Source organism: Streptomyces sp. NPDC058239 (assembly GCF_042882185.1).
GTDB lineage: Bacteria > Actinomycetota > Actinomycetes > Streptomycetales > Streptomycetaceae > Streptomyces.
In genome coordinates this window covers 60,898-75,135 of the sequence record NZ_JBHVWS010000006.1, presented here as the reverse complement: position 1 = coordinate 75,135, position 14,238 = coordinate 60,898, and the positions used below count along the sequence as shown (strand labels likewise).

General features: G+C 71.4%; 14 protein-coding genes. 7 read left to right on the top strand and 7 right to left on the bottom strand.

The features are described from left to right. Position 1: 1 nt before the first annotated feature. Together ACFVYE_RS10320 and ACFVYE_RS10315 are read right to left on the bottom strand one after the other, a co-directional pair. A complete protein-coding gene (locus ACFVYE_RS10320) occupies positions 2 to 646 on the bottom strand; it encodes an ABC transporter permease (RefSeq protein WP_266361062.1) in 645 nt (214 codons plus the stop codon). Further along, positions 643 to 1,794 (bottom strand): ABC transporter ATP-binding protein, encoded by a 1,152-nt coding sequence (locus tag ACFVYE_RS10315; RefSeq protein WP_389605117.1) that lies wholly within the window; start codon positions 1,792 to 1,794, stop codon positions 643 to 645. The genes ACFVYE_RS10320 and ACFVYE_RS10315 overlap by 4 nt, the downstream gene beginning before the upstream one ends. Positions 1,795 to 1,935: 141 nt before the next feature. Between ACFVYE_RS10315 and ACFVYE_RS10310 the strand changes: the two genes are divergently transcribed. The 3 genes from ACFVYE_RS10310 to ACFVYE_RS10300 all read left to right on the top strand — a co-directional run bounded on the left by ACFVYE_RS10310 (position 1,936) and on the right by ACFVYE_RS10300 (position 5,048). Further along, the gene (locus tag ACFVYE_RS10310; protein WP_383969583.1) at positions 1,936 to 3,495 is read left to right on the top strand and encodes an aromatic amino acid ammonia-lyase; all 1,560 of its coding nucleotides are present in this window, start codon (positions 1,936 to 1,938) and stop codon (positions 3,493 to 3,495) included. Beyond that, positions 3,492 to 4,343, top strand: coding sequence for a MurR/RpiR family transcriptional regulator (locus ACFVYE_RS10305; protein ID WP_383969558.1), 852 nt, complete (start codon positions 3,492 to 3,494; stop codon positions 4,341 to 4,343). The genes ACFVYE_RS10310 and ACFVYE_RS10305 overlap by 4 nt, the downstream gene beginning before the upstream one ends. A 168-nt stretch (positions 4,344 to 4,511) precedes the next feature. Next, positions 4,512 to 5,048, top strand: coding sequence for a hypothetical protein (locus ACFVYE_RS10300; RefSeq protein ID WP_383969580.1), 537 nt, complete (start codon positions 4,512 to 4,514; stop codon positions 5,046 to 5,048). A 10-nt stretch (positions 5,049 to 5,058) separates the two neighbouring features. On the opposite strand, the gene ACFVYE_RS10295 is transcribed toward ACFVYE_RS10300, so the two are convergent. From ACFVYE_RS10295 to ACFVYE_RS10280, 4 genes are all read right to left on the bottom strand, one after another. Continuing rightward, the gene (locus tag ACFVYE_RS10295) at positions 5,059 to 5,433 is read right to left on the bottom strand and encodes a hypothetical protein (RefSeq protein WP_383969555.1); all 375 of its coding nucleotides are present in this window, start codon (positions 5,431 to 5,433) and stop codon (positions 5,059 to 5,061) included. Positions 5,434 to 5,502: 69 nt separating this feature from the next. After that, positions 5,503 to 5,967: a roadblock/LC7 domain-containing protein gene (locus tag ACFVYE_RS10290; protein ID WP_383969552.1), complete on the bottom strand. Its 465-nt coding sequence runs from the start codon at positions 5,965 to 5,967 to the stop codon at positions 5,503 to 5,505. Positions 5,968 to 6,005: 38 nt separating this feature from the next. Then, positions 6,006 to 6,782: a winged helix-turn-helix domain-containing protein gene (locus ACFVYE_RS10285; protein ID WP_383969549.1), complete on the bottom strand. Its 777-nt coding sequence runs from the start codon at positions 6,780 to 6,782 to the stop codon at positions 6,006 to 6,008. Beyond that, entirely contained in the window at positions 6,779 to 7,198 is a 420-nt protein-coding gene (locus ACFVYE_RS10280; protein ID WP_383969546.1) for a hypothetical protein, read from the bottom strand. The genes ACFVYE_RS10285 and ACFVYE_RS10280 overlap by 4 nt, the downstream gene beginning before the upstream one ends. A 260-nt stretch (positions 7,199 to 7,458) precedes the next feature. On the opposite strand from ACFVYE_RS10280, the gene hutU reads away from it, so the two are divergent. From hutU to hutI, 4 genes are all read left to right on the top strand, one after another. Next, on the top strand, positions 7,459 to 9,117 hold the full coding sequence (gene hutU, locus ACFVYE_RS10275) for a urocanate hydratase (RefSeq protein WP_383969544.1): 1,659 nt from the start codon (positions 7,459 to 7,461) through the stop codon (positions 9,115 to 9,117). A gap of 74 nt (positions 9,118 to 9,191) precedes the next feature. Further along, a complete protein-coding gene (locus tag ACFVYE_RS10270; RefSeq protein WP_383969578.1) occupies positions 9,192 to 10,400 on the top strand; it encodes an allantoate amidohydrolase in 1,209 nt (402 codons plus the stop codon). Next, positions 10,391 to 11,776 (top strand): formimidoylglutamate deiminase, encoded by a 1,386-nt coding sequence (locus ACFVYE_RS10265; RefSeq protein ID WP_389604994.1) that lies wholly within the window; start codon positions 10,391 to 10,393, stop codon positions 11,774 to 11,776. Before ACFVYE_RS10270 ends, ACFVYE_RS10265 begins: the two co-directional genes overlap by 10 nt. Before the next feature lie 119 nt (positions 11,777 to 11,895). Beyond that, on the top strand, positions 11,896 to 13,068 hold the full coding sequence (gene hutI / locus ACFVYE_RS10260) for an imidazolonepropionase (RefSeq protein WP_383969538.1): 1,173 nt from the start codon (positions 11,896 to 11,898) through the stop codon (positions 13,066 to 13,068). A 149-nt stretch (positions 13,069 to 13,217) separates the two neighbouring features. Here hutI and ACFVYE_RS10255 read toward each other — a convergent pair whose 3' ends face one another. Beyond that, positions 13,218 to 14,189, bottom strand: a complete 972-nt coding sequence (locus tag ACFVYE_RS10255) for an RNA polymerase sigma factor SigF (RefSeq protein ID WP_383969535.1) — start codon at positions 14,187 to 14,189, stop codon at positions 13,218 to 13,220. Between the last annotated feature and the right edge of the window lie 49 nt (positions 14,190 to 14,238).

Genomic DNA, 14,238 nt, shown 5'->3' with positions numbered 1-14,238 from the left:
GTCAGGCCCTCTGCTTCCGTGTCCACGGGGTGAGCGCGTACTGCACCGCGACCAGCGCCGCGTCCGCTACCAGCGCGAGGAGCAGGGTCAGGACCACACCGACGATCACCGGGGTGGGGAAGTTCCGCTGGAAGCCGTCGGTGAAGAGCTGGCCCAGACCGCCGTCGCCGATGTACGTGGCGACACTGACCAGCGAGATCGACATGACGGTGGCGATGCGTACACCCGCCATGATCACCGGGAGGGCGAGCGGCAGCTCGACCGTCAGCAGGATCCGCAGCGGGCGGGCCCCCATCGCCCTGGCGGCCTCACGCGTCTTCACGGGTACGGAGTCCAGTCCCTCGACGGTGTTCCGCAACAGCACGACCAGCGTGTAGATGGTCAGGCCGATGACGGTGGTGGTGCGGGTCAGCCCCGAGACCGGCAGCAGCAGGACGAAGACCGCGATGGAGGGGATGGTGAACAGGACGTTCGAGAGGCCGAGCAGGGCTCCGCGCAGCGGGCGCACGCGATGGGCGAGCACGGCCAGCGGCAGGGAGATCAGCAGCCCGAGGAGCACGGCACTCAGCGCGGCTTGGAGGTGGGAGACGGTGAGGGTGAACAGGTCGTTCGCGTGGTCGGATATCCACGCCCACTCGATGGTCATGAGCTGCCGTCCGCGGCCGGTGCCGCGACGGCCGACTTCTCTGTGCCGGCCTTCTGTACGGCGGCCGTGGTGTGGGCCGCGCCCGCAAGGTCGTGGATGGCCTCGCGCGCGGTGACCCCGGTAAGTACGCCGTCGGTGTCGACGCGGGCGATCAGACCGGTCGGTGAGGCGATCGACTCATTGAGCGCCGAGAGCAGCGAGTCCGTGTCGCGCAGAGGGCGTACGGGGAGCAGCGGGGCGTCGCCCGCAGGGCCCGCCGGTGCGGTCCGGCGCTCGAGCCATCCGAGCGGCTCACCCCTGGCGGAGACGACCAGCAGCCAGTCGGAGCCGTTGCCCCCGGCGGCGGCCGGTTCGCCGGCCCGCACCGTCGCCGGGGGCCGTTGAGGCAGAGCCGCGAGCGTGCTCAGCGACAGCAGCTTCAGTCCGCGCTCGGCACCCAGGAAGTCGGCGACGAAGTCGTCGGCCGGGCGGGCGAGCAGCTCGGCGGGCGGTGCGCACTGCACCAGATGGCCGCCGGTACGGAAGACGGCGATCCGGTCGCCGAGCCGTACCGCCTCGTCGATGTCATGGGTGACGAAGACGATGGTCTTGCCGAGCTCCTTCTGGAGACGCAGCAGCTCGTCCTGGAGCTGGGTCCGTACGACGGGGTCGACTGCGCCGAACGGCTCGTCCATGAGCAGCACCGGAGGGTCCGCGGCGAGCGCGCGGGCCACGCCGACCCGCTGCTGCTGGCCGCCGGAGAGCTGGTGCGGATAGCGCTTGGCGGCCTCGGCGGGCAGGCCGACCGTCTCCAGGAGTTCGGCGGCCCTGGCCCGGGAGGCCCTGCGCCCGTGGCCGAGCAGCAGGGGCACCGTCGCGATGTTGTCGAGCACCGTGCGGTGCGGGAAGAGGCCGGCCTGCTGGATGACGTATCCGATGCCTCGCCGCAGCTCCGCGGCGTCCGCTTCGAGGATGTCCTTGCCGCCGAGACGGATGGTGCCGGAGGTCGGCTCGACCATCCGGTTGATCATTCTCAGGGTGGTGGTCTTACCGCAGCCGGAAGAGCCGACGAGGACGGTGATACCGCCCTCCGGCATGGTGAGGCTGAGGTCGTGAACTGCCGTGGTGCCGTTCGGGAAGCGCTTGTTCACTGCGTCGAATTTGATCATCAGTCGTCCCTTGCCCCGGCTGCATATAGTCATGCAGAGTTCTTCGTTACTGAATAGGTTGTCAATGCCTCGGGGTAAAACACTGGTTACAGAGACCCGAAGAGCGAGACAAGGTGTCCGGATAGGAGGAGTTTGCGCATGATGTCGTCCCACCTGGTGGACTCCGAGGACTCCGTGTCAGGGACCGCCGGCTCTTCCGGAGCTCCCGGCTCCGTCGGCGTCGTCGTGCTCGACGGCCAGACCCTGCCGGTCTCCGACGTCGTCCGGCTCGCCCGCGGCACCGCCCGCCCCGTCCCCACCGACGAAGCGATGAAGCGCGTCGACCGCTCTTGGAGCGCCGCCCGGGAGCTGGCCGCCACCGGACGGGTCTACGGACGCTCCACCGGCGTCGGCGCCAACCGCAACGAGGATGTTCCCACCGAGGCGGCAGCCGGCCACGGGCTGCGGCTGCTGCGCAGCCACGCCGGAGCGATCGGCGAAGTGCTGCCCGCCCGCGAGGTCAGGGCCATGCTCGCCGTGCGAGCCAACCAGCTGCTCGCGGGCGGCGCCGGGCTGCGGCCGACCGTCGTCACCGCGCTCTGCGAGGCGCTGGAGGCCGGGGCGCACCCGGTCGTCAATGAATTCGGCTCGGTCGGCACCGGCGACATCGCGGCCCTCGCCCAGGCCGGCCTCGCCCTCGCCGGGGAACACCCCTGGCAGGGCCCCGGCGCCGCCCCCGAGCCCCAGCCGCTCGACAACAACGACGCCCTCGCCCTGATCAGCAGCAACGCCCTCACCCTCGGACAGGCCACGCTCGCTCTCGACGAGCTGCGCCGTCTGGTCACCGCCACCCAGGTCGTCGCCGCGCTCTCCCTGCTCGCGGTCGACGGCTCGTACGAGGCCTACGCGGAACCGGTCCATGCGGCCCGCCCCCACCCCGGTTCCTACGATGTCGCCGCCCGGATGCGGGAGCTGCTCGGCGTCCCCGAGCGCCCCGGACCACCGCTCGGCCGGATCCAGGACCCGTACGGATTCCGCTGCCTGCCGCAGATCCACGGGCCCGCGCAGGACGCCGCCGACGCCCTCGAACGGGTTCTCGCCGTCGAGATCAACGCCGCCGCCGAAAACCCGCTCATCTGCCCGGACGCCGGTGCCAACGACAGCCCGGCCGCCTACCACCACGGCGGCTTCTACCTGGCCCAGCTGGCCCTGGCACTCGACCACTTCAGGCTCGCCGTGACCCAGGTCGCCCGGCTCTCCACCTCCCGGCTCTCGGCACTCAACGAGCCGGCCCTGACCCGTCTGCGGCCCTTCCTCGCGGACGGCGAACCTGCCTCGTCCGGCGTGATGATCCTGGAGTACGCGGCCGGGGCCGCCCTCGGCGATCTGCGCACCTACTCCGCCCCCGCATCGCTCGGCCACGCCGTCCTGTCCCGCGGTGTCGAGGAGCAGGCCAGCTTCGCCTCGCTCGCCGCCCGTCAGACGTTGCGGGCCTGCGGCGCGTACCGGCAAGTCGTGGGCTGCGAACTGGTCGCCGCCGTAAGGGCGTTGCGCCAGCGGGATCTGCGCCCCGATCCGGATCTTCCGGTGGGCCGTGCCTTCGTGCTCGCCGATTCTCTGCTCAACGACGACCTCACGGACCGGCCGCTCACCGATGATGTAAAGGTCGCGGCCGGGGAGCTGCTCGACCACTACACAGAACTTTGGAGGGGGACGGTATGAGCGAGAGCAGCCCTGCCGCACGACTGCAGCAGCTCTTCGAGGGGCACCGGCTGACACCGACGCAACGGCGCATCGCGCACTCCATGGTGCGCAGGGCTGCCGAGGTGCCGTTCCTGTCGAGCGTCGAGCTGGCCGAACTGGCCGGGGTCAGTCAGCCGTCCGTCACCCGGTTCGCCGTCGCCCTCGGATTCGACGGCTATCCGGCGCTGCGGAGGTATCTGCGGGATGTCGCGCCGGGGCCCGCCGAGCCGGGTGAGGGGGCGGGCGAACGTGCGTACAACGAATACCAGCAGGCTGTCCTCGGTGAGATCGAGAATCTGCAGCACCTCGCCGGGCTGCTCGCCGACCCCGGCCCCGTCGAGCGGGCGGGGCGCCTGCTCGCCGCCTCCCGGCCGCTCCCCGTGCTCGGACTGCGGGCCGCCTCCTCCCAGGCACGCGGGTTCGGGTACTTCGCGGCCAAGGTCCATCCCGATGTCCGGGTGCTCGACGAGGGCGGCAGCATGCTGCACGACCGGATCGACGCCGCGCGGCGGGCGGGCGCCACAGCGCTGATCTGTTTCGCGCTGCCCCGGCATCCGAAGGAGGTCGTGGACGCCCTCGCGTATGCGCAGGAGCAGGGGCTGACCGTGGTGTCGGTCGCCGATTCGGCGTTCGCTCCGGTGGCCAAGCACAGCGACCTGCTGATCCCGGCCGCCGTCGGCACCGGGCTCGCCTTCGACACGGCGTGCGCGCCCATGTTGCTGGGCCGGGTGCTGCTGGAGGCGATGTGCGACGACCTTCCCGATGCGCAGGCGCGCTTGGAGGAGTTCGACGCGCGGGCGGTGGCGCGGGGGCTGTTCGTCGAGTGACCGGTGGCGGCGGCCTGATGGGGATCAGATCCCGTGGGCGGCCCCACCGGCCTCGACGATTCTCAGGCATCGCTCATTTACGGCTATTAATCTCCGGGCCCAGAAGGATCAGAAGGAGCTGCGGAGAGGGGTACGGACGTGGGGCGCGGAGCGCAGTCGTTGGCGAGGGTGGCCGTGATCGTACGGGCCGGAGCCGCACCGCTGTGGTGGCCGGGGCTGCTCGCCGCGGCGATCGGCGCACTGGTGCCCGGGCTCACCGGACGCCGGATCGGGCTGCTGGCCGGAGCGGCGCTGTTCCTGGTCACCGCGGCCTCGGTGGCGCTCGTACGCGGCCGGCGGTACGCGGAACTGGCCAGGGGTGCCACCCGCGCCGGGCGGTCCGACTTTCTCCAGGACCGGGCCGTGACCGTACGCAACTGGCGACGCGGGCACCGGTGGTGGCTGCTCGGGGCGTTCCTCGTGGCGGTGGCGAGCTCGTTCCTGCTGCCCGGGGCCGGCGGGATGGTGCTCGCGGGCGCGGGGGCCGGGCTCTGGACCAAGGCCGTCAGGATCGGGCAGCGTGAGCGCCGGGACGACGCCCTGTACTGGGTGCGGACCGACTGGGTGGAGCGCGGACGGCCCGCCGGCAAGCAGGTGAAGGGGTATCGGACGACGGGGCCGATGGCGGGTGACGCCGCGCCCGGCGGGGCGCGGCGCCGACGCTGAGACCGCCGGGTCAGACCTCCAGCTCGGCCTCGATCCGCTTCAGCTGGTGGCGGGCCATGGCCAGGTTGGCGCGGCCCTTGTCCAGCACCAGGTACAGGAAGAGGCCGTTGCTGCCGCGCGCCTTGAGCAGCCGGATCAGGTGGTACTGGCCGCCGAGCGTGATCAGGATGTCCTCGATCTCGTCCTGGAGGCCGAGGTGCTCCATCGTGCGGAGCTTGGCGCGTACGACATCGGTGTTGCCCGCGGCCGCGACCTCCAGGTTGAAGTCCTTGCCGCCGCCGAGGGTGCCCAGCGCCATTCCGCTGGTGTAGTCGACGAGGGCGACACCGAGGGTGCCCTCGATGGACGTCATCGCTTCCTTCAGTGACGCTTCGGCGTTCGCCATGAGTGCTCGATTCCTTTCCTGGCCGGCCGGGACGACCGGATCCGTGGGTTGTTTCCGGGGTATGTGGTGTTACGTGCGGTGAGGCAGCGGCCCGGGCTGTGCGGGGCGCTGCTCGGGGGCGCGGGCCGGGGGCGCCGGCTGTGCGGCGCGTTCCAGTGCGGTGTCGATCAGTTCGCCGATACGGGTGCCTGCCCGGCGGCCCTCCAGATGGAGCCTGCCGACGTTGATCCGGTCCTCGGCCAGCAGTGTGAGAACGGCCGAGGAGCCGGCGGCATACGTCGCGATGTAGCCGGTCTCGCCCCGTACGAGAAGTTCACGGAAGCCGCCCCGGCAGGTCGCGTCCGCCATCCGGATCGCGACACCGAGCGCGGCCGCGGTCAGTGCGGCGACGCCCTCCGCCTCCACGCCGGGGGTGTCATGGGCCAGGACGAGGCCGTCGGTGCTGGCCGCCAGGGCACCGGAGAGGAGCGGGACCCGGGCCCGTAACCGCTGGAGCTCGGCCAGGACGTCCTGCACTTCGGCCTCGGGCACCATCAGCTGTCTCCTCCCGGCACGCTGTCTGAGCGCGCGTATCACAGGGCCTCCAATGCGTCTCGGAGCCGGCGCAGCAGGGCGACGTCGGGGTCGGCCGTGACCTCGGGAAGCGCGATCCGGCCGGGGGTGGTCACGGCCTGCAACTCCCGTACCGCTTCGACCAGTCCGGCCGCGGCCAGGCGCCGCAGGCCGACCAGTACGTGGAACGCCGGCCTGCCCAGCTCCTGGGCGATGTCCGATGCCGTACGCACCCCGTCCACGAGATCGAGCACGCGGCGCCGGCCCGGCGGAACGGGTGCGTCGACGGGACGGGCCGTCCGTACGAGCGGTGCGCTGTCGGTCACCGCATCGGGCCAGATCCGCTCCAGCAGCTCCCGGCGCCGGAGCGTCTCGCGCTGCACGGCATCGACGGGGACGGGGCGGACGGGGCCGATCCAATGGGAGACCCCGTAGCGGAAGCGGGCCGGGGTCCGGGTGGGGGCGAGCGCGAAGAACGCCGCGTCGTACAGCGCGCCGAGGTGGCACAGCTCCAGCGCCCCGCCCGGCACCCGCCCGCTGTCCACCAGATAGCGGCCGACCCGCTGCCCGGCGCCCGCCCTGGCGACCGCCTCCCACCAGCCGTCGCGGTGCAGGGCGCCGCCCGTGGTGAGCAGGACGTCTATACCGGGCGTCGCCGGGCTCTCGGCGTGCACCACCTGGCCCTCGGCGAGATAGAGGGTGCCGCGGTCGCGCATCAGGGCGCCGGTGGCGCCTTCGTCGGCGAGGCGCTGCAGCATGGGGGAGAGGGCCGTGACCGGGGCGGGGGCGGTTCTCATGCAAGGACCAGCCGCTCGGCCGTCTCGCCCAGCCGTATCCGGGCGAGGGCCAGATTGCCCTCCGCGCGGTCGAGCCACAGATGGACGAAGACGCTGCTGTCGAAGGCCGTCTCGACGAAACGGAGGATGTGGTACCCGGTGCGGGTGGTGACGATGACGTCCTCCACCGGCGGCGCTCCCGTAACGGCCCTTTCCGGTAACGCGGTTGATGATGCGGTGGTCGTCGGTGCGAAGGCCGGCTGCTCGGCAGCCATCCTGGCGACCTCGGCCGTCTCCGCGGCGGTGGCCTCGTGATCGCCGTTGGGCGATTCGCCGATGGTGCCGAGGGCGAGGCCGCTCATCCAGTCGACCACCGCGGCGCCGCGGGCGCCGGGCAGCCTCATGACTTCGAGCAGGCACTCGTCGATTCCGGGCACGCGCACTCCCCTCCCGACGTGGCGTACGGCTGTGACCCAGAGGCTACGCAACGTGCTCGCCCCAGGTGGGGGTTCTGGCATTTTCCATAGGTACATGCGCAAGGGATCTTCGAAGGGCGTGCCGGAGGTGCGCCCGGGCGCCCTGTGTGAGGGGCGGCCGGGTGCTGTTCGTCCAGCTGTCGGCGCGGAGCTGTTGACTACGAGTATTCAGACCATCAGGATGTGAATAGAAGATTTACAAATTGCGAGGAGGCATCGCCATGTCAGGACCCCGCCCCGTACGGGCACCGCGCGGTACGGAACTGAGCGCCCTGGGATGGCAGCAGGAGGCCGCCCTGCGCATGCTGCAGAACAACCTCGACCCCGAGGTCGCCGAGCACCCCGACAAGCTCGTCGTCTACGGCGGCACCGGCAAGGCGGCCCGCGACTGGCGCTCGTTCGACGCGATGGTGCGCACGCTGCGGACGCTCAAGCAGGACGAGACGATGCTCGTCCAGTCCGGGCGTCCGGTCGGCGTCATGCAGACGCACGAGTGGGCGCCGCGCGTACTGATCGCCAACTCCAACCTGGTGGGCGACTGGGCGAACTGGGAGGAGTTCCGTCGCCTGGAGGCGCTCGGGCTCACCATGTACGGCCAGATGACCGCCGGCTCGTGGATCTACATCGGTACGCAGGGCATCCTGCAGGGCACGTACGAGACGTTCGCCGCCGTCGCGGCGAAGAAGTTCAACGGGACGCTGGCCGGCACGATCACCCTGACCGCCGGACTCGGCGGCATGGGCGGCGCCCAGCCGCTCGCCGTGACCATGAACGACGGTGTCGCGATCTGTATCGACTGCGACCCGCGCGCCATCGAGCGCCGGATCGAGCACCGCTACCTGGACGTGCGCGCCGACTCCCTGGAGCACGCGCTCCAGCTGGCCACCGAGGCCCGGGACGCCCGCAAGCCGCTCTCCATCGGTCTGCTGGGCAACGCGGCGGAGCTGCTGCCCCGGATGCTCGCCGAGGGCGCCCCGATCGACATCGTCACCGACCAGACCAGCGCGCACGACCCGCTCGCGTACCTCCCGATCGGTGTCGACTTCGACGACATGGCCTCGTACGCCGCCGAGAAGCCCGCCGACTTCACGCAGCGGGCCCGCGAGGCAATGGCCAAGCACGTCGAGGCGATGGTCGGTTTCATGGACGCCGGGGCCGAGGTCTTCGACTACGGCAACTCGATCCGTGGCGAGGCTCAGCTCGCCGGATATGCACGGGCCTTCGACTTCCCGGGCTTCGTTCCCGCCTACATCCGGCCGCTCTTCTGCGAGGGCAAGGGCCCGTTCCGCTGGGCGGCGCTCTCCGGTGAGGCGTCCGACATCCACAAGACCGACAAGGCGATGCTCGAACTCTTCCCGGAGAACGAGTCCCTGCACCGCTGGATCAAGATGGCCGGTGAACGCGTCCACTTCCAGGGGCTGCCCGCCCGGATCTGCTGGCTCGGTTACGGCGAGCGCGACCGGGCCGGTGAGCGGTTCAACGACATGGTGGCCTCCGGCGAGCTGGCCGCTCCGCTGGCCATCGGGCGCGACCACCTGGACTGCGGCTCCGTGGCCTCCCCGTACCGGGAGACCGAGGCCATGCTCGACGGGTCCGACGCGATCGCCGACTGGCCGCTGCTGAACGCCATGGTCAATGTGGCGTCGGGGGCCTCCTGGGTCTCCATCCACCACGGCGGCGGCGTCGGGATGGGACGCTCCATCCACGCCGGGCAGGTGTCCGTCGCCGACGGTACGAAGCTGGCGGGCGAGAAGATCCGCCGGGTGCTCACCAACGACCCGGGCATGGGCGTCATCCGGCACGTCGACGCCGGGTACGACATCGCGGAGTCCGTCGCCGCGGACAAGGGCGTGCGCGTACCGATGACGGAGGGGCAGTGACCCGGGAGGACGTCGGTGGGGCGGTGACCCGGGAAAGGGACGGCGTCGGCGGCGGCGCACCGTCGTTCCACGCCATGTGGCGGGAGCTCCTGCCGATCGGCCGGCATCAGGACAGCGGGGGCTACCGCCGCTACGCCTGGACCGGGGCCGATGCCGACTGCCGTGCCTGGTTCCGGGCGCAGGCCGAGGCGCGCGGGCTCACCTACGAGGTCGACCGGAACGGCAATCAGTGGGCCTGGCTCGGCGACCCCCTCGCGGGGGACGCCGTGGTCACCGGATCGCACCTCGACTCCGTACCGGACGGCGGCGCCTTCGACGGGCCGCTCGGTGTGGTCTCCTCCTTCGCCGCGCTCGACGAACTTCGCCGCAGGGGAGCGGAGTTCACCCGGCCGCTCGCCATCAGCAACTTCGGTGACGAGGAGGGGGCCCGCTTCGGGCTCGCCTGTGTGGGCTCCCGGCTCGCCGCCGGACAGCTGACCGTCGAGGCGGCACACCGGCTCCGCGACGGTGACGGCATCACCCTGCCGCAGGCCATGGAGGCGGCCGGATACGACCCCGACGCCATCGGCCCCGACCCCGAACGGCTCGCCCGAATCGGTGCGTTCGTCGAGCTCCATGTCGAGCAGGGGCGCGCCCTCGACCTCACCGGTGACCCGGTCGGCATCGCTTCCGCGATCTGGCCGCACGGGCGCTGGAGGTTCGACTTCCGGGGCGAGGCCAACCACGCGGGCACCACCCGGCTGGTCGACCGGCGCGACCCGATGCTCACGTACGCCGAGACCGTGCTGGCCGCCCGCCGCGAGGCGGAGCTCGCCGGAGCCCTCGCCACCTTCGGCAAGATCAGCGTCGAGCCGAACGGTGTCAACGCCATCCCCTCCCTCGTCCGCGGCTGGCTCGACTCCCGCGCCGCCGACCAGGACCGCCTCGACGCCGTCGTCGGCGGCATCGAGCGGGCCGCCCGGGAACACGCCGAGCGGGCCGGGATCGACCTCGATGTCGTACGGGAGTCCTTCACGCCCGTAGTGGAGTTCGAGCACGCCCTGCGCGACGAGCTCGGCAAGATCCTGACGGGCCGGGGCGACGCCGATCGCGCCGTACCCGTCCTCGGCACCGGCGCCGGACACGACGCGGGTATTTTGTCCGCTTCAGTCCCTACCGCCATGCTGTTCGTACGGAACCCCACCGGGATCTCGCACTCGCCGGCCGAACACGCCGCCGAGGACGACTGCGTGGCCGGGGTGATCGCTCTCGCCGATGTACTGGAAGGTCTCGCGTGCAGCTGACATCGGAACCGACGGGCACGCCCGGCACCGTGACGTACTGGTTGTCCCATGCCTGGCTCGGCACCCATGTCGAGCCGGGCGTCGCCCTGGACGTGTCCGGCGGGATCGTCGCGGGCGTCCGCACCGGCGTCGCCACCCCGCCACCGGGCGCCACCGTGCTGCGCGGGCTCACCCTTCCCGGGCTCGCCAACACCCACTCGCACGCCTTCCACCGCGCCCTGCGCTCCACCGTCCAGGTCGGCTCCGGCACCTTCTGGACGTGGCGCGAGACCATGTACCGGATCGCCTCCCGGCTCACCCCCGATTCGTACTTCGACCTCGCCCGTGCCGTGTATGCCGAAATGGCTCTGGCAGGTATCACCGCGGTCGGCGAATTCCACTATCTGCACCACGCTCCGGGCGGCACCCCGTACAGCAACCCGAACGCGATGGGCGAGGCACTGATCGCGGCGGCGGGCGAGGCCGGTATCCGGATCACGCTGCTGGACACCGCCTATCTCTCCGCCGGATTCGGCCGGCGCCCCACCCAGTACCAGGAGCCCGACCAGCACCAGCTGCGCTTCTCCGACACCACCGCGGACGCCTGGGCCGAACGCGCCTCCCTCCTCAAGGGCAGTGACCACGCCCTGATCGGCGCGGCCGTCCACTCCGTACGCGCCGTCCCCGCCGCGCAGCTCGCCACCGTGGCCGCCTGGGCCGAGGAGCGGCAGGCCCCGCTCCATGTCCACCTCTCCGAACAGACCGCGGAGAACGACGCCTGCCTCGCCGCCCACGGCTGCACGCCCACCCGGCTCCTCGCCGACCACGGGGTCCTCGGCCCGCGCACCACCGGCATCCACAACACCCACCTCACCGGCGAGGACATCACGCTCCTCGGCTCCTCGGCGACCGGCACCTGCATGTGCCCCACCACGGAACGCGACCTCGCCGACGGAATCGGTCCGGCCGTCGCCCTCCAGCGCGCCGGCTCGCCGCTCTCCCTCGGCAGCGACAGCCATGCCGTGATCGACCTCTTCGAAGAGGCCCGGGCGATGGAGCTCGACGAGCGGCTGCGCACCCGGACGCGCGGTCACTGGACGGCGGCCGCCCTGCTGCGCGCCGCGACCGTCGACGGACATGCCGCGCTCGGCCGGCCTCGGGCGGGCATCATCGAACCCGGTGCACCCGCCGATCTGGCGACCGTTGCCCTGGACTCCGTCAGAACTGCGGGGCCGGTGCCCCGGCTCGCTGCCGAAGCAGCCGTATTCGCCGCCTCCGCAGCCGATGTGCGGCACACGGTCGTGGCAGGCCGGCACATCGTCCGTGACGGGCAGCACACTCTGGTCGAGGATGTCCCCGCAGCGCTCGCCTCGGCCATCGGGGCACTGCACCGCTGAGCCCACCGCCCCGGAGACCGTAGATCCGGAGACCGCCGTGCGGGGCGCCCCGACCGGCGCCCCGCAGGCCCACCGACGGGCCGCCCCGCAAGCCGATACACAAGGAGAGCAGTCTCCCGATGACGACGACCGCCATCACCAACATCGCCAGTCTGGTCACCAACGACCCCTCCCTCCGTGCGGATTCCCCCCTGGGTCTGATCCGGGACGCGGCCGTCGTCATCGAGGGCGACCGGGTCGTGTGGACCGGTGAGTCGAGCAAAGCACCCACCACTGACAACGCCGTCGACGCCGGCGGCCGGGCGGCGATCCCCGGCTTCGTCGACTCCCACTCCCACCTCCTGTTCGCGGGCGACCGCACCGAGGAGTTCAACGCCCGGATGTCCGGCCGCCCCTACAGCGCGGGCGGTATCAGGACCACGGTCGCCGCCACCCGCGCCGCCACCGACGACGAACTCTCCGCCAACGTCGCCCGCTACCTCGCCGAGGCACTGCGCCAGGGCACCACCACCTTCGAGACCAAGTCCGGCTACGGCCTCACCGTCGAGGACGAGGCCCGCGCCCTGCGCATCGCGGCTCAGCACACCGAAGAGGTCACCTACCTCGGCGCCCACATCGTCTCCCCGGACTACGCCGACGACCCGGCCGGCTACGTCGACCTGGTCACCGGCGCGATGCTCGACGCCTGCGCCCCGTACGCGCGTTGGGTCGACGTCTTCTGCGAGAAGGGCGCCTTCGACGGCGACCAGGCCCGCGCCATCCTCACCGCCGGCCGTGCCAAGGGCCTGCACCCCCGCGTCCACGCCAACCAGCTCGGCCACGGCCCCGGGGTCCAGCTGGCCGTCGAGCTCGACGCCGCGTCCGCCGACCACTGCACCCATCTCACCGATGCGGACGTCGACGCCCTGGCCCAGGGCAACACCGTCGCCACCCTGCTTCCCGGTGCCGAGTTCTCCACCCGCGCCACCTGGCCCGACGCCCGCCGCATCCTCGACGCGGGCGCCACCGTCGCGCTCTCCACCGACTGCAACCCGGGCTCGTCGTTCACGTCCTCCATGCCCTTCTGCATCGCCCTCGCCGTACGCGACATGGGCATGACCCCGGACGAGGCCCTCTGGTCCGCCACCGCGGGCGGCGCGGCGGCCCTGCGCCGTACGGACATCGGCCGCATCACCCCCGGCGCCCGCGCCGACCTGGTCCTCCTCGACGCACCCAGCCATGTCCACCTCGCCTACCGGCCGGGCGTCCCGCTGGTCCACGCGGTCTGGCAGCACGGCGAGCGCGTCGTCTGAGCGCCGGCCGACACAGCACGGCGTCTGTGACAAGGCGTTCATGACACCTCGTCAAACATGCGGAAGGACCCGCCCTTTGCCGGGCAGGTCCTTCCGCAAGGGGCTCGCGCTGCGCCGTGCGGTTGTTCCGCGGGCGCGCGATATGCCCGTCACTCCTCCAGCGTCAGGCCCTTCCGGAGCTTGACCAGCGTGCGGGAGAGCAGCCGCGACACATGCATCTGGGAGATGCCCAGCTCCTCACCGATCTCCGACTGCGTCATATTGGCGACGAACCGGAGCGAGAGAATGGTGCGGTCGCGGCCCGGCAGCGAGGCGATCAGCGGTTTCAGGGACTCGACGTACTCGATGCCTTCGAGTCCGTGGTCCTCGTAGCCGATACGGTCTGCCAGCGCGCTTTCGTGCTCGTCCTCCTCGGGCTTGGCGTCCAGCGAACTCGCGGTGTACGCGTTGCTCGCGGCCATGCCCTCGACGACCTCGTCGTTGGTGATGCCGAGGCGGTCGGCGAGCTCGCCCACGGTGGGTGAACGATCCAGCTTCTGGGCGAGCTCGTCGCCCGCCTTGGCCAGGTCGAGCCGCAGCTCCTGCAGCCGGCGCGGTACGCGCACGGACCAACTGGTGTCGCGGAAGAAGCGCTTGATCTCGCCGACGATGGTCGGCATCGCGAACGTCGGGAACTCCACGCCCCGGCTGAGCTCGAAGCGGTCGATCGCCTTGATCAGGCCGATGGTGCCGACCTGGATGATGTCCTCCATCGGTTCGCTGCGGGAGCGGAACCGGGAGGCGGCGAACTTGACCAGGGCCAGGTTCAGTTCGACGAGCGTATTGCGGACGTACGAGTACTCGTGGGTGCCCTCTTCGAGGGATTCGAGCCGCGCAAAGAGCGTCTTCGACAGGGCTCTGGCGTCCAGCGGCCCCACTTCGTCGTAGGGCGGGATCTCGGGAAGTCCTTCGAGACCTTCGGTGACGCCGTAGTTGTCGACGCTGTCGACGGCGGTGCTGCTGGTGCTGCTGCTGCGCGTGCCGTCCGAGGCGTTCGCGGCAGGGGAGTCTGAGTGGGTCAGTCCCTGAGGACATGCTGACGTCGCGTCGTGGGTACGCGGTCCGTCGAGCCGGGGTGACATGATCGCCTCCATCGTTCTCGGCATATGGCTGCCGATGCCCATACGTGTT

Coding starts and splice junctions, on each gene's coding strand:
- ACFVYE_RS10320 (WP_266361062.1), bottom strand. CDS start 646: ATGACCATCGAGTGGGCGTGGATATCCGACCACGCGAACGACCTGTTC.
- ACFVYE_RS10315 (WP_389605117.1), bottom strand. CDS start 1,794: ATGATCAAATTCGACGCAGTGAACAAGCGCTTCCCGAACGGCACCACG.
- ACFVYE_RS10310 (WP_383969583.1), top strand. CDS start 1,936: ATGTCGTCCCACCTGGTGGACTCCGAGGACTCCGTGTCAGGGACCGCC.
- ACFVYE_RS10305 (WP_383969558.1), top strand. CDS start 3,492: ATGAGCGAGAGCAGCCCTGCCGCACGACTGCAGCAGCTCTTCGAGGGG.
- ACFVYE_RS10295 (WP_383969555.1), bottom strand. CDS start 5,433: ATGGCGAACGCCGAAGCGTCACTGAAGGAAGCGATGACGTCCATCGAG.
- ACFVYE_RS10290 (WP_383969552.1), bottom strand. CDS start 5,967: ATGGTGCCCGAGGCCGAAGTGCAGGACGTCCTGGCCGAGCTCCAGCGG.
- ACFVYE_RS10285 (WP_383969549.1), bottom strand. CDS start 6,782: ATGAGAACCGCCCCCGCCCCGGTCACGGCCCTCTCCCCCATGCTGCAG.
- hutU (WP_383969544.1), top strand. CDS start 7,459: ATGTCAGGACCCCGCCCCGTACGGGCACCGCGCGGTACGGAACTGAGC.
- ACFVYE_RS10270 (WP_383969578.1), top strand. CDS start 9,192: ATGTGGCGGGAGCTCCTGCCGATCGGCCGGCATCAGGACAGCGGGGGC.
- hutI (WP_383969538.1), top strand. CDS start 11,896: ATGACGACGACCGCCATCACCAACATCGCCAGTCTGGTCACCAACGAC.
- ACFVYE_RS10255 (WP_383969535.1), bottom strand. CDS start 14,189: ATGTCACCCCGGCTCGACGGACCGCGTACCCACGACGCGACGTCAGCA.